The organism is Geoanaerobacter pelophilus (assembly GCF_018476885.1).
GTDB classification, from domain to species: domain Bacteria; phylum Desulfobacterota; class Desulfuromonadia; order Geobacterales; family DSM-12255; genus Geoanaerobacter; species Geoanaerobacter pelophilus.
The window spans coordinates 199,944-222,985 of sequence record NZ_JAHCVJ010000002.1 but is presented as its reverse complement, the minus strand read 5'-3'; the positions used below and the strand labels follow the sequence as shown (position 1 = coordinate 222,985).

General features: G+C 50.3%; 21 protein-coding genes. 20 read left to right on the top strand and 1 reads right to left on the bottom strand.

The window, feature by feature from the left end:
- The first annotated feature begins 1 nt into the window (after window position 1).
- From flgK to KI809_RS06430, 5 genes are read left to right on the top strand one after another with little or no spacing between them, the layout of a single operon-like run.
- Window positions 2–1,669, top strand: coding sequence for a flagellar hook-associated protein FlgK (gene flgK / locus KI809_RS06450; protein ID WP_214170719.1), 1,668 nt, complete (start codon window positions 2–4; stop codon window positions 1,667–1,669).
- Window positions 1,670–1,680: 11 nt separating this feature from the next.
- Window positions 1,681–4,644 (top strand): flagellin family protein, encoded by a 2,964-nt coding sequence (locus KI809_RS06445; RefSeq protein ID WP_214170718.1) that lies wholly within the window; start codon window positions 1,681–1,683, stop codon window positions 4,642–4,644.
- A gap of 16 nt (window positions 4,645–4,660) precedes the next feature.
- Complete coding sequence (locus KI809_RS06440; protein ID WP_214170717.1) at window positions 4,661–4,927, top strand: flagellar FlbD family protein; 267 nt, start codon at window positions 4,661–4,663, stop codon at window positions 4,925–4,927.
- A gap of 36 nt (window positions 4,928–4,963) precedes the next feature.
- Window positions 4,964–5,725, top strand: a complete 762-nt coding sequence (locus KI809_RS06435; RefSeq protein WP_214170716.1) for a flagellar motor protein — start codon at window positions 4,964–4,966, stop codon at window positions 5,723–5,725.
- Window positions 5,726–5,734: 9 nt separating this feature from the next.
- On the top strand, window positions 5,735–6,523 hold the full coding sequence (locus KI809_RS06430; protein ID WP_214170715.1) for an OmpA/MotB family protein: 789 nt from the start codon (window positions 5,735–5,737) through the stop codon (window positions 6,521–6,523).
- A gap of 29 nt (window positions 6,524–6,552) precedes the next feature.
- Here KI809_RS06430 and KI809_RS06425 read toward each other — a convergent pair whose 3' ends face one another.
- Window positions 6,553–7,335 (bottom strand): PilZ-like domain-containing protein, encoded by a 783-nt coding sequence (locus KI809_RS06425; RefSeq protein WP_214170714.1) that lies wholly within the window; start codon window positions 7,333–7,335, stop codon window positions 6,553–6,555.
- 414 nt (window positions 7,336–7,749) lie between these two features.
- Here KI809_RS06425 and KI809_RS20685 point away from each other — a divergent pair, with 414 nt between their 5' ends.
- From KI809_RS20685 to KI809_RS06345, 15 genes are all read left to right on the top strand, one after another.
- The gene (locus KI809_RS20685; RefSeq protein WP_281416835.1) at window positions 7,750–9,438 is read left to right on the top strand and encodes a flagellin N-terminal helical domain-containing protein; all 1,689 of its coding nucleotides are present in this window, start codon (window positions 7,750–7,752) and stop codon (window positions 9,436–9,438) included.
- Window positions 9,439–9,569: 131 nt separating this feature from the next.
- The gene (locus tag KI809_RS06410) at window positions 9,570–10,292 is read left to right on the top strand and encodes a hypothetical protein (RefSeq protein ID WP_214170713.1); all 723 of its coding nucleotides are present in this window, start codon (window positions 9,570–9,572) and stop codon (window positions 10,290–10,292) included.
- Window positions 10,293–10,493: 201 nt separating this feature from the next.
- Window positions 10,494–10,892 (top strand): flagellar biosynthesis repressor FlbT, encoded by a 399-nt coding sequence (locus tag KI809_RS06405; protein WP_214170712.1) that lies wholly within the window; start codon window positions 10,494–10,496, stop codon window positions 10,890–10,892.
- Complete coding sequence (gene flaF, locus KI809_RS06400) at window positions 10,873–11,301, top strand: flagellar biosynthesis regulator FlaF (protein ID WP_214170711.1); 429 nt, start codon at window positions 10,873–10,875, stop codon at window positions 11,299–11,301. The genes KI809_RS06405 and flaF overlap by 20 nt, the downstream gene beginning before the upstream one ends.
- A 96-nt stretch (window positions 11,302–11,397) precedes the next feature.
- Window positions 11,398–12,000, top strand: a complete 603-nt coding sequence (locus tag KI809_RS06395; RefSeq protein WP_214170710.1) for a DUF8042 domain-containing protein — start codon at window positions 11,398–11,400, stop codon at window positions 11,998–12,000.
- A complete protein-coding gene (locus KI809_RS06390) occupies window positions 11,987–13,972 on the top strand; it encodes a motility associated factor glycosyltransferase family protein (RefSeq protein ID WP_214170709.1) in 1,986 nt (661 codons plus the stop codon). The genes KI809_RS06395 and KI809_RS06390 overlap by 14 nt, the downstream gene beginning before the upstream one ends.
- Window positions 13,969–14,979 carry a UDP-N-acetylglucosamine 4,6-dehydratase (inverting) gene (gene pseB, locus KI809_RS06385; RefSeq protein ID WP_214170708.1) on the top strand — a complete coding sequence of 337 codons (1,011 nt, stop codon included), beginning with the start codon at window positions 13,969–13,971 and terminating at the stop codon, window positions 14,977–14,979. Before KI809_RS06390 ends, pseB begins: the two co-directional genes overlap by 4 nt.
- A 28-nt stretch (window positions 14,980–15,007) precedes the next feature.
- A complete protein-coding gene (gene pseC / locus KI809_RS06380) occupies window positions 15,008–16,177 on the top strand; it encodes a UDP-4-amino-4,6-dideoxy-N-acetyl-beta-L-altrosamine transaminase (RefSeq protein ID WP_214170707.1) in 1,170 nt (389 codons plus the stop codon).
- A gap of 38 nt (window positions 16,178–16,215) precedes the next feature.
- The gene (locus KI809_RS06375; RefSeq protein ID WP_214170706.1) at window positions 16,216–17,073 is read left to right on the top strand and encodes an N-acetylneuraminate synthase family protein; all 858 of its coding nucleotides are present in this window, start codon (window positions 16,216–16,218) and stop codon (window positions 17,071–17,073) included.
- Window positions 17,074–17,076: 3 nt separating this feature from the next.
- The gene (locus KI809_RS06370) at window positions 17,077–17,865 is read left to right on the top strand and encodes a cytidylyltransferase domain-containing protein (protein WP_214170705.1); all 789 of its coding nucleotides are present in this window, start codon (window positions 17,077–17,079) and stop codon (window positions 17,863–17,865) included.
- A 10-nt stretch (window positions 17,866–17,875) separates the two neighbouring features.
- On the top strand, window positions 17,876–19,213 hold the full coding sequence (locus tag KI809_RS06365; protein WP_214170704.1) for an aminotransferase class III-fold pyridoxal phosphate-dependent enzyme: 1,338 nt from the start codon (window positions 17,876–17,878) through the stop codon (window positions 19,211–19,213).
- Complete coding sequence (locus KI809_RS06360) at window positions 19,210–20,142, top strand: aldo/keto reductase (protein ID WP_214170703.1); 933 nt, start codon at window positions 19,210–19,212, stop codon at window positions 20,140–20,142. Before KI809_RS06365 ends, KI809_RS06360 begins: the two co-directional genes overlap by 4 nt.
- A gap of 57 nt (window positions 20,143–20,199) precedes the next feature.
- Complete coding sequence (locus tag KI809_RS06355; RefSeq protein WP_214170702.1) at window positions 20,200–21,057, top strand: class I SAM-dependent methyltransferase; 858 nt, start codon at window positions 20,200–20,202, stop codon at window positions 21,055–21,057.
- A gap of 24 nt (window positions 21,058–21,081) precedes the next feature.
- Window positions 21,082–22,002, top strand: coding sequence for a class I SAM-dependent methyltransferase (locus KI809_RS06350; protein ID WP_214170701.1), 921 nt, complete (start codon window positions 21,082–21,084; stop codon window positions 22,000–22,002).
- Between the two features lie 10 nt (window positions 22,003–22,012).
- Window positions 22,013–23,041: a PseG/SpsG family protein gene (locus KI809_RS06345; protein ID WP_214170700.1), complete on the top strand. Its 1,029-nt coding sequence runs from the start codon at window positions 22,013–22,015 to the stop codon at window positions 23,039–23,041.
- Window position 23,042 lies beyond the last annotated feature (1 nt).

Below are 23,042 nucleotides of genomic sequence, written 5' to 3'. Positions count from 1 at the left end.
CATGTCCATATCCGACATTTTCAACGCGGCAACTACCGGCATAACCTTGCAGCGGCTCGCTATCGAGGTGACCGGCGAAAATGTCGCCAATGTCAATACCGAAGGGTATTCCCGCCAGAGAGTTGTCCTGGAGACAGCCCCGGTGCGTACGGCCAACAAGTATTCCCTCGGGACAGGTGTCCAACTGGGGGGAATCCAGCGCAGTTACGACGATCTGCTGCAGAAACAGGTGATGGCGGCAAGCAGTGGCTATCAGCAGAATCTTGCCCAGGAGACAGCCCTCAGCCAGATTGAACCGCTCTTCAACGAACTGACCGAGAGCGGGCTTGGCCAGACGATCCAGGATTTTTTCGATTCATGGAGTGATCTTGCCACGAAGCCGCAGGGAACGGCGGAGCGTCAGACGGTCCTTGCCCGTGCCCAGATCATGCTCGACTCTTTTCATCAGATAAATTCGAGTCTTGAAACTGTCAGGTCAAATGCCGACAACTCACTTGAGGCCATTACTGGTGACATCTCGGAAAAGGTCAAAACTATCGCTTCATTGAATGACCAGATTCAAATGACTGAGCTCTCTTCCGGTGCCAGTGCCAACGAACTTCGCGACAAACGGGATCTGGTGATGCGCCAGCTGTCGGAAAAGGTCGGCATTACCTATTTTGAGGAGCCGAACGGCTCGCTGGCGGTCAGCCTTGTCAACGGCCAGCAGCTGGTCAATGGCAGCAGTTACAGTACGCTGTACACCCACCCCAATGCAAACGGGCTCAACGATATTTATATAACCCAGATGGGCAATCCCCCGGCTGCGCCGGATTACAACATCGACCGAAACATTTCAAGCCTGGTGGATGGGACGGTCGGTGAGCAGGGAGCGCTTGGGGGGACATTTCTTGTCAGAGACGGCATAGTGCCTGATATGCAGGGAAGGCTTGATGAGCTTGCCTATAAGATTGCCAGCCAGGTAAACGAGCTGCACAAGGCTGGTTGGGGACTTTCGACCACATCGACCAATCTCGACTTTTTCCAGATCACCCCATTTAATCCAGCCACCCTGAACGGCAATACCACGCTCAACAGTAACCTGGTTACGAACATCCAGACGACCGGTTTAAGGACCGGGATGTCGGTCAGCGGCGCCGGAATCCCAGCCAATGCCATTATTACCGAGATTCTCAGTCCCACCAGTTTCAAGCTTTCGCTGCCGGCAAGCGCTACCGGCGCAACTGTGCCTCTGGTGGTAGCCGGCGGCTACAGCAAGTCTTCGGCTATTGTCATGAACATCAGCGATCCGCGCGATGTTGCCGCAGGGCAAAGCGATCCCCAGTTCTACGGTGCCGGCGCTGCTACCGGAGATAACAGGAATGCCCTGGCCATAGCCAAGCTCATGACCAATACCAGCGAGTTTTCAGTCGGTGCTACCAATGTCGCGGGATATTACTCTTCTCTGGTCAGCGAGGTGGGATTGCAAGCGCAGAGCTTCACCAATGTTACCACCAGAGGTGATGCTTATCTCAAGCAGTTGTCAACACTCAGGCAATCGGCCTCTTCGGTTTCTCTCGATGAGGAACTTACCACCTTGATCAAGTACCAGAAAGCGTTTGAGGGGTCAGCCAAGATGATCAATGCTGCTACGGAAATGCTGGATATTGTCCTGAACATGGTTCGTTAAGGAGTTTCACCATGCGTATCACTGAGAATATGTCGGCAGACAATGCCTTGTATAACATTCAAAAGGGCCGGGCAAAACTGAATCGTATCCAGGAGCAGATCGCCTCCGAGCTCAATTACCTGCGGCCCAGCGATGACCCGATTTCTACCAGGTACATCCTCGATCTGGAGAACAAGCTCAAAGAGAGCAACCAGTATGTGAAGAACATCAAGAACGCCGACATCTGGGTCTCAGTCACCAACCAAACGCTGACCACCATGGGGGAACTGCTCACTCTGGCGAAATCGACGGTCTCGAATATTTTAGGCGGGAGCAACGACCAGAGCCTGACCAAGATGGCAGTCAATCAGCTTACTGAATACAAGAAGCAATTAATCGACCTCGGCAACACCCAGGTCGGTGACGATTACATCTTTGGCGGGTTCAAGAACAAAAATGCCCCGTTCCGGAACGATGTCTGGACACTGCAGAGCGATACCGTGGTGGGAAGTACCGCAGTGGCTAATGTTGACACCACCAGTCTCATGGTGGGGATGCCGGTTACCGGTGTGGGCATTCCGCCGAACACCACGGTCAGCGCCATCAACGGACCCAACTCCCTTACTCTGTCTCAGGCGGCAATTGCCGGTTCCGGTGTCGGCACTTTTCTCACTTTCGGCATGGATACCCAGGTAACCGGAGACTTGCAAACCGGCAGCACCACGCTGAAAAACGTCAACAACCTGAGCAACCTGTCTGTCGGCATGAAGATCAACGGCGCCGGGATTCCGCAAGGCACTACCATTACCGGGATTTCAGCTGATTCAAAGACCATTACCATTTCTAATGCTGCTACGGCAACATCGGCCGGTACCGCCCTGGCCTTCACGATCCCCAACAGCATTTCCGGCAAGACCAATGTTGGCATTGCCACAGTTTACAATATCTTTGACACCACCGGTCTGCAGCCCGGAATGTCGGTGAGCGGCCCCGGTATTCCGGCCAATACAACCATTGCGTCAGTGGATTCCAAGAACCAGATCACTCTCAGCAAAGCCTCGCTGCAGACGATCGACGGCGTCATGCTTTCTTACAGCAATGATGGGGTTGCTGCCGGTACGATAGCCGCAAATACCACTAACGGAACCAATACCGTTACAACCATGAATACGAACGGTCTGGCCCCTGGGATGCAACTTGCCGGCAACGGCATACCGTCAGACACGAAAATATCTCAAGTAATCCCGGCCGTGCCCGGGCCATTTGCCGGAGACCGGACGTCCGGCAGCAAATACATAACCTTTCCCGTTCCCCCTGCCGGGTTGGCTAGCGGCATGCCGGTGACCGGTACCGGAATACAGCCTGGCAGTACGGTTGTACAGGCCAATGTTGTCAGGCCGGGGACAATCTCAGGAATTCTTGGTCCTGGCGGTGGTTCCATCGTTTCTGTAGATACTGCCGGATTCGTGGCAGGATTACCGGTAACTGCTGCGACCGTTCCGGCAGGCACAACCATAAGTGCTGTTTATAATCCTCCGGCAAATCAACCAATATGGGGCGCTATAAACGCCGGTTCAAATGTGCTCGGGGGCCTGGGTGCTACCACCGCCCTTCTTCAGCCCGGAATGACGGTTACCGGGCCGAATATCGCTGCCGGCACGACCATCACTGCCATCGGTCCCTTGGCCGGCGAAATAACCCTTTCAGCTCCTGCTAGCTCCGCAGGGTCCGGTGGCTTCAGCTTTGGCGGTGTGGTTGAGCTGAGCAGCAATACTGCTCCAGCCGGGTCGGACACCCTGACCTTTGATGGGGTAATCGAGATCTCCAATCCCGCAACAGCAACCACCAATGCCAATGATATCGCTTTTGGCGGCGTACTCACTATTGACAAAACCGCAACGGCGACCGCAACCGGTTCCACGCTTACATTGCCGCTGACAGGTGACATCTCGACCGCCGCGCCAGGCACCACGGTTTCCAATGTCTTTGACACGACCAACATGTCTGTGGGGATGACCGTAGCCGGCCCGGGCATACCTTCCAATACAACGATCACGGCCAAAACAGCCACTACCATAACCCTGTCCAATGCCGTCACCATGACAGCCGTCGGGTCACCGTTCTCAATCAAGTTGTCCGGAGATACGACCGCAGGATCGGCAACGCTGAGCAATATTTTTGACACCTCGACCCTCACCGTCGGCATGCCGATCACCGGGGCCGGTATACCGGCTGATACCGTCATTACGGCAGTAAATCCCCACTCGGTGACCCTCTCCCAGAATGCGACAGCAACAGCGACCAATGTGCTCCTTGAACGTGCTATCAGCGGCAACACCCAAGCACAAAGCAAGGTACTGACTGGGCTTTTTTCCACCGCAAGCCTGTTGGTGGGGATGCCGGTCAGAGGGGCAGGAATCCCGGACAACACAGTGATTACTGCCATCAATTCGCCGACATCCATCAGTATCTCCAATGCCCCGACTGCAACGGCAAACGGCATCTCCCTTTCTTTTGACCGGGATTATACCGGGTTCTTTGGCACCGATGATGCGCTGAATGTGGAGATCGATCACGGCGTATCTTTTGCCATGAACATCTCCGGGGGGAAACTTTTGCGTGGCCAGTTGCAGAATCCGGTTCCTCCTGCAACCCAGGTTGGGATCGATATAATCCGGACCCTTGACAACCTGATTACCGCAATAGCGAACAACGATTCGGCATCAATCCTCAAAGGGGTCAACGACCTGAAACTGTCCAATGACCAGATGAACGATGCCAAAGCCGAGGTCGCGGGCAAGATCCTTCGCCTGGATTCAGCGGAAAAGCTGCACACTCGCACCGAAAACACCTTGAAGGATCTGATTTCGGAGAGGCAGGACCTTGATACTACCAAGGCCGCAGTTGAGCTGAGCAAGCAGAATACTGCTTTTGAGGCGACTCTTTCGGCAACTGCCAAGATTATGCAGATCTCGATTCTGGACTATCTGAAATGATGTTAAGGGGCATTGCATGATTCGACTTACCAGATTGAACGGGAGCGAATTTTATCTTAATCACTCCCTGATTGAGACGATAGAGGAAGCACCAGACACCCATCTGACGCTTTCGAATGGGAATCGCTACCTGGTACTTGAGCCAGCCAGAGTTATTATTGATCGGATAATGTCGATGCAGGCCCAGGTGTTAAGGCGAGTCACTCATGACTCTTCCCTGAAATATCTGCAGCGGCGCAATGCTGAGAGCTATCGTCCATTTTGCAGGCTGGAGCGGGATTAAAAAATTAAAAAACTTCCGGGATAACTGAGACTACTTATGGATTTAGCTACTATTATCGGACTTGTTCTCGCCTTTGGCGGGATCATCGGCGGCGCACTTGAAGAGGGGTTAAGTATCAAGGCCCTTATCCAGCCGACTGCCGCCATCATTGTTTGTGGCGGCACCTTCGGAGCTGCATTCGTCAGCTTTCCTTTGCCGGTGGTCCTTAAGGCTTTCAAAGATGTCAAGATGGCTTTTCTCATGCCTACTGAAAAACATGAGAACATCATCAAAGATATGATCGGCTATGCGGCCAAGGCCAGAAGAAACGGTCTGATCTCCCTGGAACAGGAGGCGCAGAGCATTAAAGATCCATTTACCAAGAAAGGGATCTCTCTGGTTGTTGACGGCATAGACCCGCAGAAGCTGAAAGAGGCGATGGAGATCGAAATCGATTCATACGAGGAGCATGAAAAAGGGAGCGCCGAGTTTTTTGAAGCAGCCGGCGGCTATGCCCCTACCATCGGTATCATCGGTGCGGTACTTGGTCTTATCGTTGTTATGAGTAACCTTTCGGATACCTCCAAGCTCGGGGCCGGTATCGCCGTTGCCTTTGTTGCCACCATCTACGGTCTCGTGGTGGCAAACATCTTCTGCCTCCCGATCGGTACCAAGATCAAACACCGGATCAAGAGCGAGCTGCTCCGCAGGCAGATGGTCGTGGAAGGCCTCATCGCCATACAAAACGGGGAGAACCCGCACTTCATCGAACAGAAACTCAGGGCGTTCATTCCTGCACACGCACCGGAAAAGAAATAGCGACCACTCATGGCTAAAAAGAAAAAGCATGAAAAAGAACCGAACCATGAGCGCTGGCTGGTCTCCTACGCAGACTTCATCACGCTTCTGTTTGCCGTCTTTGTTACACTCTACGCAATGTCGCAGACCGATAAGAAAAAGGTCGAGCAGGTCATGGCCTCCATTCGCGAATCTTTCGGTTACAGCACCACATCCTTGGGTGGGAAGCCGGCAGTAATCGACGCCGGCAATATCAGCATCATTCCGACGCTCAAGCCCCAGGTCATGCCTCCTCCGGTGAGAAAACAGCCCAAAGATATTGCCAAGGGTCGGGTGCACGCGGAAGAAAAGGATCTTCTGGCAATAAAGGCGTCCATCGAGGCCTATCTGCTTAAGAAAGGCGCTCAGGACAAGGTCGGTCTTGAGATCGGCAAACGGGGCCTGACAGTGAGCCTGAAAGAGGCAGGCTTTTTCAATTCCGGCAGCGATATCGTGAAAAAGGACTCCATGGAGCTGCTGGCGATGATTGCCGAATCACTCAGCCACTACACCAACCCTTATCGTGTCGAGGGGCACACCGACAATGTCCCGATCCGGTCCGGCAGATTTCAGTCAAACTGGGAGCTGTCGACCAGCAGGGCAACCAACATCGTGCAATATCTGATAGAGGCCTATGGCTATGAGCCGGAGCGAATGTCGGCTGCCGGTTACGGAGAGTTCAGGCCGGTGGCCGACAATGACTCTGCGGAAGGAAGAGCGAAGAACCGGCGGGTCGATATTGTATTGCTTTCGGGCGGCAGTGAGACCATGGAACCTTAATGGCTCCATGATTGAGGCTGATCGAGCTGTCAGAACTGGTTGCGCAGGGTGTTGCGCTGCTCATTGAAAATATAGGTGATGATATTTTCCCGGTCGCGTTCCGCCAGAAAGACAAACTTCATGGCAGTAGAAAATGCCGGGCGGTTGTCAAGGGTCAGGCGGATTTCGGTGGAGCGGATTATCGAAACAACGGCGTCAATCACCTTGATCGACGCAAGTGGTAGAAATATGCTGATATTGAGATAGGTGCCGGACTCGAACGCCTCGGAAGTCTTGACCCTGAGCCCCCCACCACTAAGGTTTATTCTGCTTGGTTCGATATCAGGCCCATTGTCCCAGTTAAGCACCTTGAAACTCCCCTGAAAAGGAACCACCTTTGGCGGGTCAATGAATTCGCCCATCATCCTGCGCGCCTTCCAGATCCCTTCCACGCTGTTGATCTGCTGCTCATCAGGCATCGAATAGAGTATGGGGATGAATACATCCATCCGGAAATGCTCTCTCCGTTGCTGGATCTCCGGCTCTCCCCGCAGCTTTATCGTGAAGTTTCTGGCGACAGTCGCTTCAAGCACACCTTGACAGCGGCAAAATGCCCAGTTTTCACTGCTGAGGATGATCGCTGGCGATCCTTCAGGCACTTGGGCGAGTTGCTCGGTGCTGCTGCCGAATGTCTCAAGGTGGAGCACGCTGCCGTCTATGGATAATACGACGGCATTGAGGTCAACCACGTTGTTGTCTGGGAGTTGGAAGCCAACCCTGATCTGATGCTGCGGCCTCAGGTAGGCGCTGTAGATACTGTTCGTTTCTGTCAAAGCGCTGACGCCTCTCTATTGCTTTCATATTTTTGACAATGTCTGCAAAGGCAGGTGCAAGGCCTTCGGAGGGCCCGCCGGTAACAACCGCCAGGCTCTGCTCTTCAGGTCTTCATAGCACAAAGGGGGGTAAAGCAAGATCTGTGCTCATTCCATCTCTGTGCTTAGTTCATATCGACGTGCACTGAGAATTCATTAAGTGAAAAAATATATTCAAATGGTAAATTTTTTTCTAAAGATTTCAGAAAGGGTGTCGATAAAGGTTAAACAATGAATCCTTAAAAACGATTAAAAAGGCCGGAAAGGAGGATCATCACAGAAAAGAAGGCCTGACATAATCACTTGCATGCACCCCGTATGGGGACAACCGGCCGGCAGAATGCCGAGACCGAATTCCAGAAAAGGAGCTTCACCATGGCACTTAACGACATTTCCTTGACCGCAGGGATGCGGAACAACCTGATTTCCCTCCAGAGCACCACCACCCTTCTCAACAGAACCCAAGATCGTCTTTCAACCGGCAAAAAGGTCAACACCGCTCTCGATAACCCGACCAACTTCTTCGCAGCGCAGAGCCATACTCAGCGCGCCGCTGACCTTACCGTTCGTAAAGACGGCATGACCGAGGCTGTGCAGGGCGTGCAGGCCGCTAACAAAGGGATCACAGCTATCACAGCCCTTATCGAAGCTGCCAAAGGTCTTACCCAGGCTGCCCGTTCCGCCGACACCGCCAACCGCGATACCTTGGCCCAGCAGTTCAACACCATCCGTTCGCAGATCGATCAGTTGGCCCTGGACTCTGGCTACAAAGGGAAAAACTTCCTTAACACTGACAATCTTACTGTCCTTTTTAATGAAAACGGTGGGTCATCTCTCACGGTCTCCGGTTTCAACGCCTCTTCAACCGGCATGGGGATAACCCAGGTAACTGTTGCTGTTGCATCTACCACTTCCAGCGCAGTGGGCGACAGCTTCACCGCAACCGGCGTACCTAATGTGGCTACCCACTCTGCGACACTTGCTGCCGGTTTGCCGGCAGGAGCAATCGCATCATCTACCTATTATGTCGGCTCAACAGCTGTTGTCGTCAGCGGTGGAAACATTAATAGCGGTGTAGAGCAGTTTACAATTGATTTGGCTGCCGTAACGGCTGGAAATACCGGGTCTAACCTGCTGGCGTCCGGTATGATTACTATTACTGCAGTTTATATCAATGGCGTAACAGGTGCTGCCGGTACATTGGCTGCTGCACAAGCTTCAATTGCAAATGATTCATCGGGCACATACACAGTTAACTTCTCGGGCGTAGCCACTGGCACATTCCCGACAGGCGCAGCCATCTCCTTTGACATTGCTGTCGCTTCTCACATGGCCACTGGCAGTGCAGTAGCAACAAACTTGACTACCTTCAACCTTGCTGGAACTGATACTGCTTCAGGCCTTCAGTCTCTTCCATCTGGTGTAGAGGTTTTTGTCGATGGTGTTTATGCTGCCACTGGAACCTATACCCTCTCTACCGGTCAGATTGTATTTAATGCCACTGATATTCCTCCTTCCGGGACAGTTACATATAAATACAACACCGGTTTCGTTGCCGGCGGCGGAATGGTAAGCACCAACCAGACCGTATTCTCCGGGACAACTGCGCTGGGGGCAAACCAGGCAATTACCTCCGTGACTGTAGGTGGGACAGCCGTTGCTACTGGTAGCTATAGTGTAACCGGCAATACTGTGACCTTTACCTCCGGCGTTGCAACCGGTGCTGCAGTCCAGTTCCAGATTACCACCACCACCGCGGCAGTTACCGGCGGCTGGGCAGACGATACCGGCATCGATAATACGGTTAATCAGCTCAATACTGCTATCAACACCCTGCGAACCCAGTCGTCCAACCTCGCTTCTAACCTGAGCGTTGTTACCATTCGTCAGGACTTCACAGACGGTATGGTCAACACCCTGCTCAAGGGCGCTGATAACCTGACACTGGCCGATATGAACGAGGAAGGCGCCAACATGCTGATGCTGCAGACCCGTCAGCAGTTGGGCACAACCTCACTGAAGATGGCATCAGACGCAGCTCAGGCAGTTCTGAGACTGTTCTAGTAACCAATGGGCCGACCGGCATGCCGGCGGCATGATGGGGAGGGGGCAGAACGCCCCCTCCCGGATTTACCTGTAGCAGTCATAACCCGATGGCTGACCAGGGCAACTCCCGAGGCGGGAGGAAAAAACCCATGACAATACAACCGCTCAAGAATGATCAGGCTGTAACGAACATGGCCAACACTGCGGCACAAGCCGCTGCCACTACAAAAACCTCTCAAACCGTTGACCAGCAGCAATCATCTCAGTCTTCTTCGCTCAAGGCGCTAGCTCCATGGCAGAAGACGGATGTCACCGAAAATAGCAGCGATGCTACAAGCGCGCTTCGTCTCAACTCCATCCAGGAAGACAATACCACGCGGTCAGCCCAGGCACGGACTGTTCATGTCTCTGCTGCCGTTGATAAGAAACTGGAGGAGATGAAAGAGGCGCTCAGCAGCATTGTCAAGAGCTACCCTCCTTTCCCGTATGGGAGTGAGAAACGCGTCCAGTATCTGATGAGCATCAGCAGTATCCGCGATCAGATCGAGGCGATGACCATTCCCCCGGATCCGTCCAAGGGGGAGGCGACCAAGATTTGGGCCGACATGTTCAAAGGGGTCATTATCGCTCCCCTTGTTCCGTCCGGTCCGGCTGAGGCGACCGATACCGAAGTTGGTGCGGCACTTTCCGCAGTGAGTACCATGCAGGCCGGCCTTGCCGGCAGGCGCTCAGCGCTGGAGAAGCAGCTTGGCTTGTCTCCTCAGGGATCAGAGCAGTCGGCTGTCCTGCTTAGCCAGTCTACGGCTCAACAGCTCGCTGCCAAGCAGTTACCAATTGCCACTCGTTTCAGCGAGGTACTCAAAGGCCTTTAGACAAAGAAGTGGCTGTAGATCAAACAGGGTGAAGGCGGCACGGCTCGTGCAATCTTCACCCTGTTTTTGTTTTTAATTAGTCGGATTATCGATGCTGCCGCTGTAAATTATAAAGATTTCAGGTTGTTAAGTGAAGAAAGCATGTCAGTTTATCTCAGGTCAAAATCGTGACCTTCTCCAAAATTTTGAAGGAGCTGATTCATGTCTCTCAAGATAGCATTGAAGCCGCATGAGAAGATGATACTGGGTGGGGCTGTCATCCAGAACGGGGACAAGCCGGCTACCTTTTTCGTCGAGAACAATGTCCTGGTGCTGCGGGAAAAGGACATTGTCAAGGAGGAGGATGCCGATACCCCGTGCAAGAGGATCTATCTGACCGTGCAGCTCATGTACCTAGATGAACAGAACCTAGCGCGCTATCATGCGATCTACTGGAAACAGGTAGGAGAGCTGACCGATGCAGTCAAAACCATGATCCCCTTTATCGATGAGATTGGGGAGCATATCCTGGTGGCTGAATATTACAAGGCACTGAAAGTGGCAAAAAAGATGATCGCCTATGAAAAGGAGTTATTGGATCATGCAAAAGGCCGCGTTTAATACTTATGCTGCAATGCAGAAAGATGGGCTCACCGGCAGGGCACTGGAGGCGGCAGTACTGAACCGTGCTGCCAACATGCTCAAGGAGTGCCAGACTCAATGGGGTACCGAGGGCCACGACGAGCGTTTCGACGCAGCCGTGACTTTTAACCAGCGGGTATGGACTTTTTTTCAGGCAGAACTGTCTGACCCGGAAAACCCTTTCCCTTCCGAGATAAAAGAGAACATCCTGAACCTAAGTATTTTTATCGATCGACGCCTGATCGAGGTCTTGATGAACCCGGCTCCTGAACTGCTATCTGCGGTCATCAGCATTAACCAGAATATCGCTGCCGGTCTCATGGAAAAGCCTGATAATGATGGGACCAAGCCGGTTGCCGAGCCTGGCACTCTGACGGTAAGCGCCTGATAAATTGATGATAGCCTACCCTCTTTTGCCGATGGCTCGCACTGTCGCCTAGTAAAAATATTGACTATCGCAATCAGGGAGGAGCAAGGAGACTGCATGCATGTAACCATATCAAATATAGAATTTGAAGTGGCAAACACCACACAAGGCGTGGACGAACTGTTTTCACGTATTGACAGCTCCATGAAGGATTTCGGAGTTTACTTCAGTCACTTGGTTGTCGATGGTGTTGAAGTGACCGATGCACCGCAGAATTATCTTGTCGAAAATGTCACTGGTATTAGTGATGTTGAGGTGATCTTTCTGACTGCCAATCAGTATTTCGAGCAGGTGATGAGTGTCCTGGATACCTTTCTGGAAAAGGCAACGCCGACACTGAAAGAGGTTGCTGATGAGTTTTATGGCCGTCCTGACGACGATACCTGGTTCAGGTTTGAAGCCTGCATCAACGGGATCAACTCTCTGCTCGGTATTATAAATTCGATGATCTCAGCTCCAGAATTTTTTGGCGAGACCGAAGGGATTTCCAGCCTTGGTGAGTCCATCGGCCTGCACCTTGATAATCTCAAGCAAGCAGCGACACTGAATGACTATACCCTGATGGCAGATATCATGAACTACGAATTGGTGGATTTTCTCGAAAAACTGCATGCCACAGTGCAGGGCATGGTGAGGAGACATAACAATGTCACTCATTGACAATATAGCTACTCTGAAGCGACTGAATGCTACCATCTGGAAAACGCTTAAGCCATTTATGGATGAGTTGGATGGCTCTTCGTTCAAAACACAGGTGTCGAAAAGCGGCATCCCCACGCTGGTTTACGAGAAGGATGGCGCCACAACCGCTATCCATAGCACCTATGATCCGTTGCATGAGGCAAAGGTTTTTGCCCAAAAACTTCGTGAAAGTGACACCTCACCGTATAACCACGTATTTTTCTATGGAGTAGGACTCGGGTACCATATCGAAGAATTCCTCAACGATCATCCTGACATGTTTTTCACGCTTTATGAGCCCAATCCGCATGTCTTCTGCCATTATCTGATGTCCCGCCGGCTCGACGATCTGCCGTTGCGGCGGATGAAGAGCTTGTATATTGTCTTTAACCCTGAGCTCGAAGAGTCATACACCATTGATTTCTTCAACCGTTATCACGACCGGCCGTTCTTTGTGACACTTCCGGCATATCAACGCTTGTTCAGTAAGGAATTCGAGAGATTCTCGACATTTTTTGTCGACTCAATAAATCTGATCAGGTCTAATCGCTATACAACTCTGGCTTTTGAAAAACGTTGGACGATCAACAGTATGATCAATTTGGTCTCCAATCTTTATGTGCGCAATATCTTAAATCATGAACCCGGAATGTTCAGTGGCAAACCGGCGATACTGGTAGCAGCTGGCCCTTCACTTGAGGATGAGTACGAAAACCTCCGCCGTATCAGACAGGAAGGGACTGCTTATATCTTTGCCGTGGGTTCGGCTGTCAAAGGTTTGGTTGCAAACGGCATTGAACCGCATGCGGCAATTACCATGGATCCCGGGGAGCCGACGCAATATACGTTTACCGAGATTATCGAACAAAACATTACCACAATTCCTCATATATACGGCACGTCTGTTGGTTTTGAAACGGTGCGCACCTATCCTGGGCCGCAACTCTTTATGGCCATGGACAAGGATCCCGTATCTCCATTCTTCTTGAAGAGCGAAGATGGTGCCCCTCTTGGCGTGGTCAATGACGCCCCGACGGTTGCTATTACCTCTCTTCAACTCCTTGGCCTTTTGGGGTTTAACCCGGTTATTCTGGTGGGCCAGAACCTGGGTTTTAGAAATAACCAGAACTATGCTCAGGGGATAAGTTATGGCCAAGGTGGGGGTAACCGTGATCATATGGCGACTGACAGCGAGTTGGCCGATGTCCGTACTATTGAGGATGTGTACGGTAATGAGATGCAAACAAATAAAATATATTATCTGTTTAGAAAATGCATAGAAATGATGATCTGCAGATATCCCGATGTAAAGGTTATCAACACAACCAAAGGTGGTGCGAAAATAGCTGGTGCGCCTTTCGTTGAACTGAATTCGCTTATGATGGACCGCCTCACTGACCGTGTAGTTGATGAAAATTGGCTGGATAAGATCAAGCCGGGCAGCTACAGCCTCAAGTATCTGCTAGAACGTAGAAAACGGATGAGCACCAGTCTTGTGCATTTGAAACGCCGCATCTCTGATATGGAGAAGATCATTGCTGAAATCAATCAGCACGTTGCTTATCGCAATCCGCGCCAATTAGAGGAAGATTTCAAACGCCTGGACAAAATCTTCAACAACATAGCCAGAAACGATTTTTATCGCACCTTTATAACCCCACTCAATATGCTGGAGACGGCAATATTCGGCAACGGCATGGCCCAGGTGCATGCTGAGATACTTCCCGCAGAGCGTGCAGTGCATGTGGTTGAAAACTTCGGACGATACGTTCAGCAATGCAAACGGGACATCACCTATATTACCGATGTGCTCTATCCATATATCGTAGCTAATATCGATCTGTTTTCCAAATGGGTGCAAGACAAAGCAGTCATGGAAGCGACTCCTCCTGAAGCGCAGCTGCCTGAGATTGATGGAACCTTCACACAACCAGAAAAGGATATCGTATGATGAATTACCGCTCTATTCTTGTGACCGGCGGAACCGGTTCATTTGGTAAAAAATTCGTAGAAACAATTTTGGCGAATTATCCTCAGGTTGAACGTCTCGTTGTCTATTCCCGCGACGAACTGAAACAGTATGAAATGAGTCAGGTTTTTTCTGAGTCGGAGTACCCGGCAATTCGTTATTTCATTGGAGATGTGCGTGACAAGGATCGCCTGATCCGAGCGTTCGAGGGGATTGATGTTGTGATCCATGCTGCTGCGCTAAAACAGGTTCCAGCCTGCGAGTATAACCCCTTTGAGGCGGTGAAAACCAACATCCTCGGTGCTCAAAATGTTATTGAAGCGGCAATTGCTACTGGTGTGAAAAAAGTAGTTGCGCTCAGCACTGACAAGGCAGCAGCGCCGATTAATCTCTATGGTGCAACGAAGCTCTGTTCGGACAAGCTTTTTACTGCGGCAAATAACTATCGTGGCAAGCGTGATTTGAGCTTCTCGGTAGTGCGGTATGGCAATGTAATGGGAAGCCGCGGGAGCGTTATCCCATTCTTTCTGAAAAGGCGTAGTGAAGGAGCTATTCCAATTACCGATGAAGGTATGACTCGTTTCAATATCACCCTGGAAGATGGCGTTAAATTAGTATTGTTTGCTCTAGATGTTATGTGGGGCGGAGAAATCTTTATCCCTAAAATTCCAAGTTATCGGATTCTGGAGCTTGCTGACGCGCTTGCGCCCGGCAGTGAGAGAGAGGTAGTTGGCATTCGCCCCGGTGAGAAGGTTCACGAAGAGATGATTACTGAAACGGATGCCTTAAATTGTATCGAGTTTAAAGACTATTACGTGATTCTTCCTTCATACCCTCTTTGGGATGTAAACAAGTTTATAAAAACCTACAATGGCAAACCCTGTAAACCTGGATTTCGTTATAACAGTGGTGAAAACAATGAATGGCTTACAGTGGAACAGATTCGGGAGCTGGTAAGGTTGCATGTGGATCCCGAGTTTAAATGTTGATCTATCATAGCTCGAAAGAACGAGTGAAATGACAAAAGAGTTCATCCCCTACGGAAGACAATCAATCTCTGAAAATGACATTCAGGCAGTGGTAGATGTGCTGCGGTCCGACTGGCTGACTCAGGGGCCTTCGGTTGAGCTGTTTGAGCGCACCATTGCCGATTATTGCGGCGTTAGTCATGCTACTGCAGTTAATAGTGCCACCTCCGCTCTGCATATCGCCTGTCTCGCTGCCGGCCTCGGTTCTGGCGACACTCTCTGGACTTCACCCAATACCTTTGTGGCATCAGCCAACTGCGCCCTTTACTGTGGCGCTCGTGTTGACTTTGTGGATATTAATCCGCGAACGTACAACATGAGTGTCGATGCGTTGCAGGAAAAACTGATCAAGGCAGAACATGCGGGATGTTTGCCCAAGGTTGTCATTCCGGTGCACTTTGCCGGTCAGCCTTGTGAAATGGCACGAATAGCTGAGTTGTCCTCACGATACGGATTTAAGACTATTGAGGATGCTTCGCATGCAATCGGTGGGAAGTATCAGGGTGAGCCGGTTGGCAACTGCCGCTATGCCGACATGACGGTATTCAGCTTTCATCCGGTGAAGATCGTCACCACCGGTGAAGGCGGAGTCGTAACCACCAATAATCGGGAACTTCATGAGCGTTTGGTGCGGTTGCGCAGCCATGGAATAACGCGGGATCCCGCTTTGATGCAGGGAGAGAGCCATGGTGACTGGTACTATCAACAGGTTGAGTTAGGCTACAACTATCGCATGACTGATATGCAGGCGGCTCTTGGGGCCAGCCAGATGCGGCGAATTGATGAGTTTGTGGCAAGGCGTCATGCATTGGCTCATCGTTACAACAGCTTGTTGGCCGGGATGCCGCTAATTCTTCCCTGGCAAGATGGCACCGGCTATTCTGCGTATCACCTTTATGTGGTTCGTGCGGATTCCAAACAGACGGTAATCGGCAGAAGACAGGTATTTGATGCCATGCGAGCTGCAAAGATAGGGGTCAATGTTCATTACATACCGGTACACACCCAGCCCTATTTCCGTCAAATGGGCTTTGCCGAAGGGATGTTTCCTGAGGCGGAAAAATACTATTCTGCTGCTATAAGCCTGCCGATGTTCCCGGCAATGACCGAAGCACAACAGGATAGTGTGGTTGCTGGTTTGAAGATCGTTTTTGTTTGAATTTCGCGGGAAATCTTTAGCCGTAGCAGGGGGAGTGAATGGGAGTTCAATTTATTGCCGAGGTTTCAAGTAATCACAGCCGCGATCTCAAGCGGTGTCTGGATTTTATTGATTGCTCTGCTGATATTGGCTGTGATGCGGTCAAGTTCCAATTATTCAAGATTGAAGAACTGTTTGCTCCTGAGGTGCTGTCAGTAAATGAGCAGTTACGTCGCAGGAAAGAGTGGGAGCTCCCTGTGTCGTTTCTGTCTGATATTGCCGGTCGCTGCCGGGAAAAAAATATCCAGTTTTCATGTACCCCCTTTTACCTGGAAGCGGTGGATGAACTGCTGCCGTTTGTGGATTTTCTCAAAATCGCATCATATGAACTGCTCTGGAATGATCTGCTGGTTAAATGTGCAAAGACCGGCAAACCGGTAATCTTGTCCACTGGGATGGCTACGCTGGATGAAGTGAGTAGAGCAGTGACTGTGCTCAGAAACGCCGGATGTCTGGATCTTACTTTGCTCCACTGTGTTTCCGGGTATCCTGCACCAGTGGACGAATGTAATCTTTCCGTAATAGAGACTCTTAGATCGGCAACAGGTTGTTCCGTTGGCTGGTCTGACCACTCTGTCTCAACTGGGGTCGTCAATAGAGCGATCAATCGCTGGGGTGCATGTACCGTTGAATTCCACCTGGATCTTGATGGCGCTGGAGATGAGTTTAATGCCGGGCACTGCTGGTTGCCGGAGCAGATTGCGTCTCTTATTGCCGACGTAAGAACAGGTGAGGGTGCAGACGGAGACGGTATCAAGAAACCTTCTCCTAAGGAACTCCCTGACAGGGACTGGCGCGCCGACCCTGAAGATGGTTTAAGGCCTTTAAAGCATGTGAGAATAAACTACAAGGGGTAGAATATGGCTACTGTTGCGATAATACAGGCCAGAATGGGGTCAACGAGGCTTCCCGGCAAGGTTTTGAAGAGTGTTTTAGGCAAGCCGATGCTCTGGCATATTGTTAACCGGGTGAGAAAAGCCGAGGGGGTTGACGAAGTTGTAGTTGCAACGTCAGATCTCTCCGCGGACGAACAGATCAGGCAATTCTGCTCAGAAAACGGAATTCCCTTTTTCGGTGGCAGCGAAACGGATGTGCTGGACAGATTTTACCGAGCAGCAAAGGAGCATAATGCCGATCCGGTACTTCGCATAACGGGTGATTGTCCGTTTGCCGATCCAGTTATAATCGGAAAACTCATCAGAATGTACCGGGAGGGCAATCATGATCATATCGGTGTCGCAACCGGGGCCGGGGCTCTGTATCTTGAACAGGGCCGGTTTCCTGACGGGCTTGATGCGGAATGCTTCAGTTTCGCTTCTCTGGAAAAAGCCTGGAAAGAGGCGACACATGGCAGTGATCGGGAACATGTAACCCCATACATCTGGCGCAATAAAGATATTTTCAGAACAGGTTTCCTGATGTGCGATTGTGGCGATTATTCTCATTTTCGCTGGACTGTAGACAACGATGCTGACTTTGCTCTGGTTACGAAAATTTATGAGACGTTATATTCTGACAATCACGTTTTTCTGATGGATGATGTTATCACTCTGTTAAAGGAACGACCTGACCTGAGCGAGATGAATAGTGATTTCATCGGCAAGGAAGAATATGAAAAGGTCTGGCAGGCCGGAAAAACCGAAAAATAGGAGACTGGATATGGGAACAGGACAGAAACTGTATGATAGGGCAAAGGGTATTATTCCGGGGGGTACCCAACTTCTTTCCAAGCGGCCGGAAATGTTTTTGCCTGAACAGTGGCCTGCCTACTACCAAAGTGCCAAAGGAATCACGGTAACGGATCTGGATGGAAATAGCTTCATAGATATGAGTATCATGGGAGTAGGCGCCTGCATACTAGGGTATGGCGACCCGGATGTAGATGCAGCTGCAAAGTCTGCAATCGATAATGGAGTAATGTGCACACTGAATGCGCCTGAAGAGGTTGAGCTTGCTGAGCTTCTGTGTGAGCTTCATCCCTGGGCCAGCATGGTCAGGTATGCGCGTTCCGGCGGAGAGGCCATGTCTCTTGCCATTCGCATAGCCAGGGCGCATACAGGCAGAGAAAAGGTGGCTTTTTGCGGGTATCACGGCTGGACTGACTGGTATCTCGCAGCAAATCTCGGCGCTGATAACAGTCTTGATGGTCATTTGATGCCTGGCCTGGATCCGGCGGGCGTTCCCTCTTCTCTGCGAAATACAGCATTTCCTTTTCATTTCAATCAAATTGATCAGTTGAAAGATATTGTCTCCCGCTATGGAAAAGATCTGGCCGTCATTGTTATGGAGCCGGGCCGCGAGACCTATGCTGAAGATGATTTTGTTACGGAAGTCAGAGAAATAGCAACATCTACCGGTGCGGTTCTTATTTTTGACGAGATAACCACCGGCTTCAGAATGACCGCGGGTGGCATTCATTTGTTACAAAAGGTAAATCCTGATATTGCGGTGTTTGCCAAGGCGATGGCCAACGGATATGCCATGTCGGCGGTTATCGGAACTTCAGAAGTAATGGAATCTGTCCAATCGACTTTTATCAGTAGTACCAACTGGACTGAACGGATTGGGCCGTCCGCGTCAATCGCGACCATCAAAAAGTACCGGAAGGAAAACGTGGCCGCCCACCTTATCGAGATTGGTACTTCTGTCATGAAAGGATGGGAGGATGCTGCACATGAAGCGGGCATTAAGCTTCACGCCAGCGGACTTCCCAGTCTTAACCATTTCAGTTTCGAGCACCCTGAAGAGGTTGCACTGACCACTCTGTTTATTCAGCTTATGCTTGAACGTGGTTACCTGGCCTTCAACCAGTTCAAGCCTTCCTTTGCCCATAAGAAGGAGGATATTTCGTCATACATGAGAACAGTGTCTGAGGTCTTCGCACTGTTAAAAGAGGCCATTGATAAAAATGATATTAAGGAGCGTCTCAATGGGCCAGTTGCGCGACGCGGCTTTTACCGGTTGACCTCAGCCAAAACAGAAGGACACCGGTTGTGAATTATCGACCTTTCGGGAAAACCGGATTATCTGTATCTGAAATTTCGTTCGGCACCGTATCTCTTGGCGTTGACTATGGTATAGAAACGCCGGGTGGTTTTGGTCGGCCGGATGAACAGGAAGCGATTCATCTGCTTGAGGAAGCCTTAGAGTCGGGGATTAATTTGTATGACACCGCTCCTGCATATGGGGAGAGCGAGCGGCTGCTCGGCCTAGCTCTCGGGGCGAAGAAGGACGCTATTTTTGCCACAAAAATTACAATACCCCCTGGCATCTCTTCCGAGAATGAACTCAAGATCATTCTGGAGTCGTCGCTCGAATCCAGCCTGGAGAAGCTTCGTCGCGATTATGTGGATATTCTGCAAATACATAATGCTACAGTCGAAACGCTCGCTCAGACTCCCATAACCGAGGTTCTTTCAGCAATAAAGAAAACAGGCAGAGTTCGTTGTTTGGGCGCAACTGTATATACCGTGGATGAGGCTCTGGCTGTTATAGCTGCCGGTGAATATGAGTCGCTCCAGGTAGCTTTCAGTATTCTTGATCAACGGATGGCAGACAGGGTATTCCCCGCAGCCTATTCTGCCGGAATTGCCGTAATGTGCCGCTCGGCGCTGCTCAAGGGTGTCTTGTCGCCAAAGGCACAATGGTTACCTGAAGAATTGAAATTCCTTCGTGAAAGGGTCGATGAGCTGGTTAAGCTTTTCGGGATTTCATATGAAGATCTGCCTTCTTTTGCAACCAGGTACTGTCTTTCCAGTTCTCAAATATCAACAGTGCTGACTGGAGCGAGGACTAGTGAGGAGCTGCAGGAAGCGCTGTCATCGGCGTTGTTGGGAGTATTGCCGGAGCACATCTGTTCATCAGCAGGAAGATTGTCTCTTGCCGATGAAAAACACTGGAACCCGAGTTGCTGGCCTATAAAGTGATTACCGGTTGAAACGTACCTATCGAATGTTACGAAAAAATCTGGAACGGTGACAATCATGAAGAATCAATGTCGTATATGCGGGGCAAATGACGGAGTTTTTCTCCTGAGAAAAACGCGGGGCCCGTTTAGTTCGGAATGGATTCAATGCAGTCATTGCGGCAGCGCTCATATTGCTCCTTATCCAACAGAGAATGAGCTTACAGAATACTACAACTCCAACTATACCGAAATGGAACTTGCGGATAAAATTGACACCGGTGTTAATCACAAGCTCCGGTATTCCGATGAATACAAGCCGAATGTTTACAATGAATACTCTTATTCTTTAGCCGATGCGCGTTGTGATCTGAGCAAAGTTGCAGAACAAGGCGATATTCTGGATTATGGATGTGCTAACGGCGTTTTCCTGGAATTCTTGTCGAATAACGGCATCTCCAAAGAAAAGCTTTACGGTTATGATGTCGGCGCCGACATGATTTCCGATGCCATACGGAATGGTTTTAACTGTACTGCCTCTATTGAGGATTTGTCGGAGAAGAAGTTTAGTCTGGTAACTCTTTGGGATGTGATAGAGCATGTACCTTATCCGAAAGACACTGTCAGGCAAATTAAATCGTTATTAAAGAATGGGGGAGAGGTACTAGTTCAAACGCCACATTTCAATGATTTGGCAATCCTTCTCGGGGACGTTTTTGCTCATTATATTGTAGTGGAGCATTTAAACCTGTTTTCGCGAAAGGCATTGCTCACTATATTTGAAGATGAGGGTTTCGAGTGCATAGCGCAAAGCTCTTTTGGCGCCAATGCTTACGAAAAAAATGTCTCTGAACCCTACAAATCGGCATACGACAAATTAGCCAAGAAATATGATTTTGGGGCTACCCAGGTGCTTTACTTCAAGTTGATCAGTTAATTAGATAATCATCGGAGCTGAACTATGACCATTGATTGCAGTAACCATAGCGGAGAAATTCTTGATCGGAGCAACTCATTTGACGTTATCAAGTGCGAGCAATGCGGGTATATCCACATTACCCCGCTTCCGACCGAGGAAGAGCTGAACAAGATCTATGGCGAGGAATACTATACCGTAGAAAAGCCGCTATTTATCGAACGCCAAAAAGAGGATATTGAATGGTGGCGAACCATTTTTGATGATCGCTATACCTACCTGGAAAGCCGAATTGGGGAAGCTGAACGAACAATTCTCGATATTGGCTGTGGCCCTGGATTCTTTTTGCAGCGAGGGAGCGAAAGGGGTTGGAAGGGGGTTGGTGTGGAGCCTTCGCGCCAGGCATCCGCACATGCACAATCGATCGGCTGTGAGGTCCATAATCTTTTTCTCCAGCAGGCAGAAAAAGAACTGAACGGCAAGAACTTCAATGTTATTCATATGTCAGAGGTGCTGGAACATATTCCGAACCCTTCTGAAATCTGCGCTATTGCAGAGAGGTTGCTTAATCCGGGAGGTATTCTATGTGTAGTTGTCCCGAACGACTACAATCCCTTGCAAAAAGTCTTGCGCAGGCAGCAAGAGTATCGTCCCTATTGGTTGGCTCCACCGCATCATATCAACTACTTTACGTTTGCTGACATGGAAAATCTGTTACAGGCGACCGGTTTTACGGTTATTCACAAGACTGCTATGTTTCCGATGGAGCTGTTTCTGTTGATGGGTGACAATTATGTCGGGAATGATCAGCTTGGCAGGGAATGTCACGGCAAGCGCAAGCGACTTGACATTGCTTTGTCATCTGCAGAGCTTCAGCCGTTTCGTCTGGAACTGTATGAGTTGATGTCGCGGCATGAAATAGGGAGAGAAATGATCATATATGCTCAAAAGCCGGTGCAGGCATGATGAGCCGGTCATGATACTTATCAGAACCTGCGGTGACGCCAGAGTAGGTATGGGGCACCTGTCCCGGATGTTAACCCTGGCAGCCACCATGCGGGACGATTTCAACCGGGAAGTGGTATTTCTTGTCAACCGGAATGTCGCCAGTGAAGAACTGATTCGTAGCAGGGGATTCAACGCCCTCACCTACCAGGAGTATTCTCCGGAATGCCTTGGCGGAGTTCTGGATGCAATTCCGGTTGAACAGATCGTTACCTGTGTTATTGACGCTCCTGAGATAGAGAAAAACGAAGTCAGCCTTTACAAAGGGCTTGGTATACGGGTAGCTGTTGTGGTGTGCAAGGGGCCGGCACGCCTGTTGGCTGATATTAACGTATTCCCTGTTGCCCACTATGACTTTTTAGCTTTGGGTTGGTCTGGGTACCAGGGGGCACTTCTTGGAGGGGCTGATTTCGTTGTGCTCCCGAAGGAGTTTACCAGTCGGCAGGCCTCTGGATTGATTCCTTACGAAAAGCGCCGGAAGATTCTTGTGACCATGGGTGGAGCGGATCCGAACAGTTTAACCATTATGATAATGCAGGCACTCCGGGGTGTGGCGCGGGATAATCCGGTCGAGATTGTCCTAGGTCACAACTGTCGCTGTAAGGATGAGGTCAGAAAAATTAACGATGAATATGACAATGTTTTTGCCATCAGGGAAAACATCGAAAACATGGCGCCTATTATGGAGGATGCTGCTCTTGCCATAACAGCCCTCGGAATAACCATCTATGAGCTTGCCAGCATGGGAGTGCCGACGGTTGTTATCAACAATTTCTCCCATGACGAAGATGATGCCGATGGCCTGGAGAAGTTGGGATTCATGAGGTTGCTTGGCAATTATAAAAATCTGACAGTGGAGTTTTTGCGCAATAACTTGGAATCGCTTTGGAATGATTTGGCTTCCCGCGAGGTTATGGCAAACAAGGCCGCAATGGTGACCGACGGAGTCGGCACTCGCAGAATCTGTGCTGCATTACTCAATCAAACGGGAGTTGCATAAA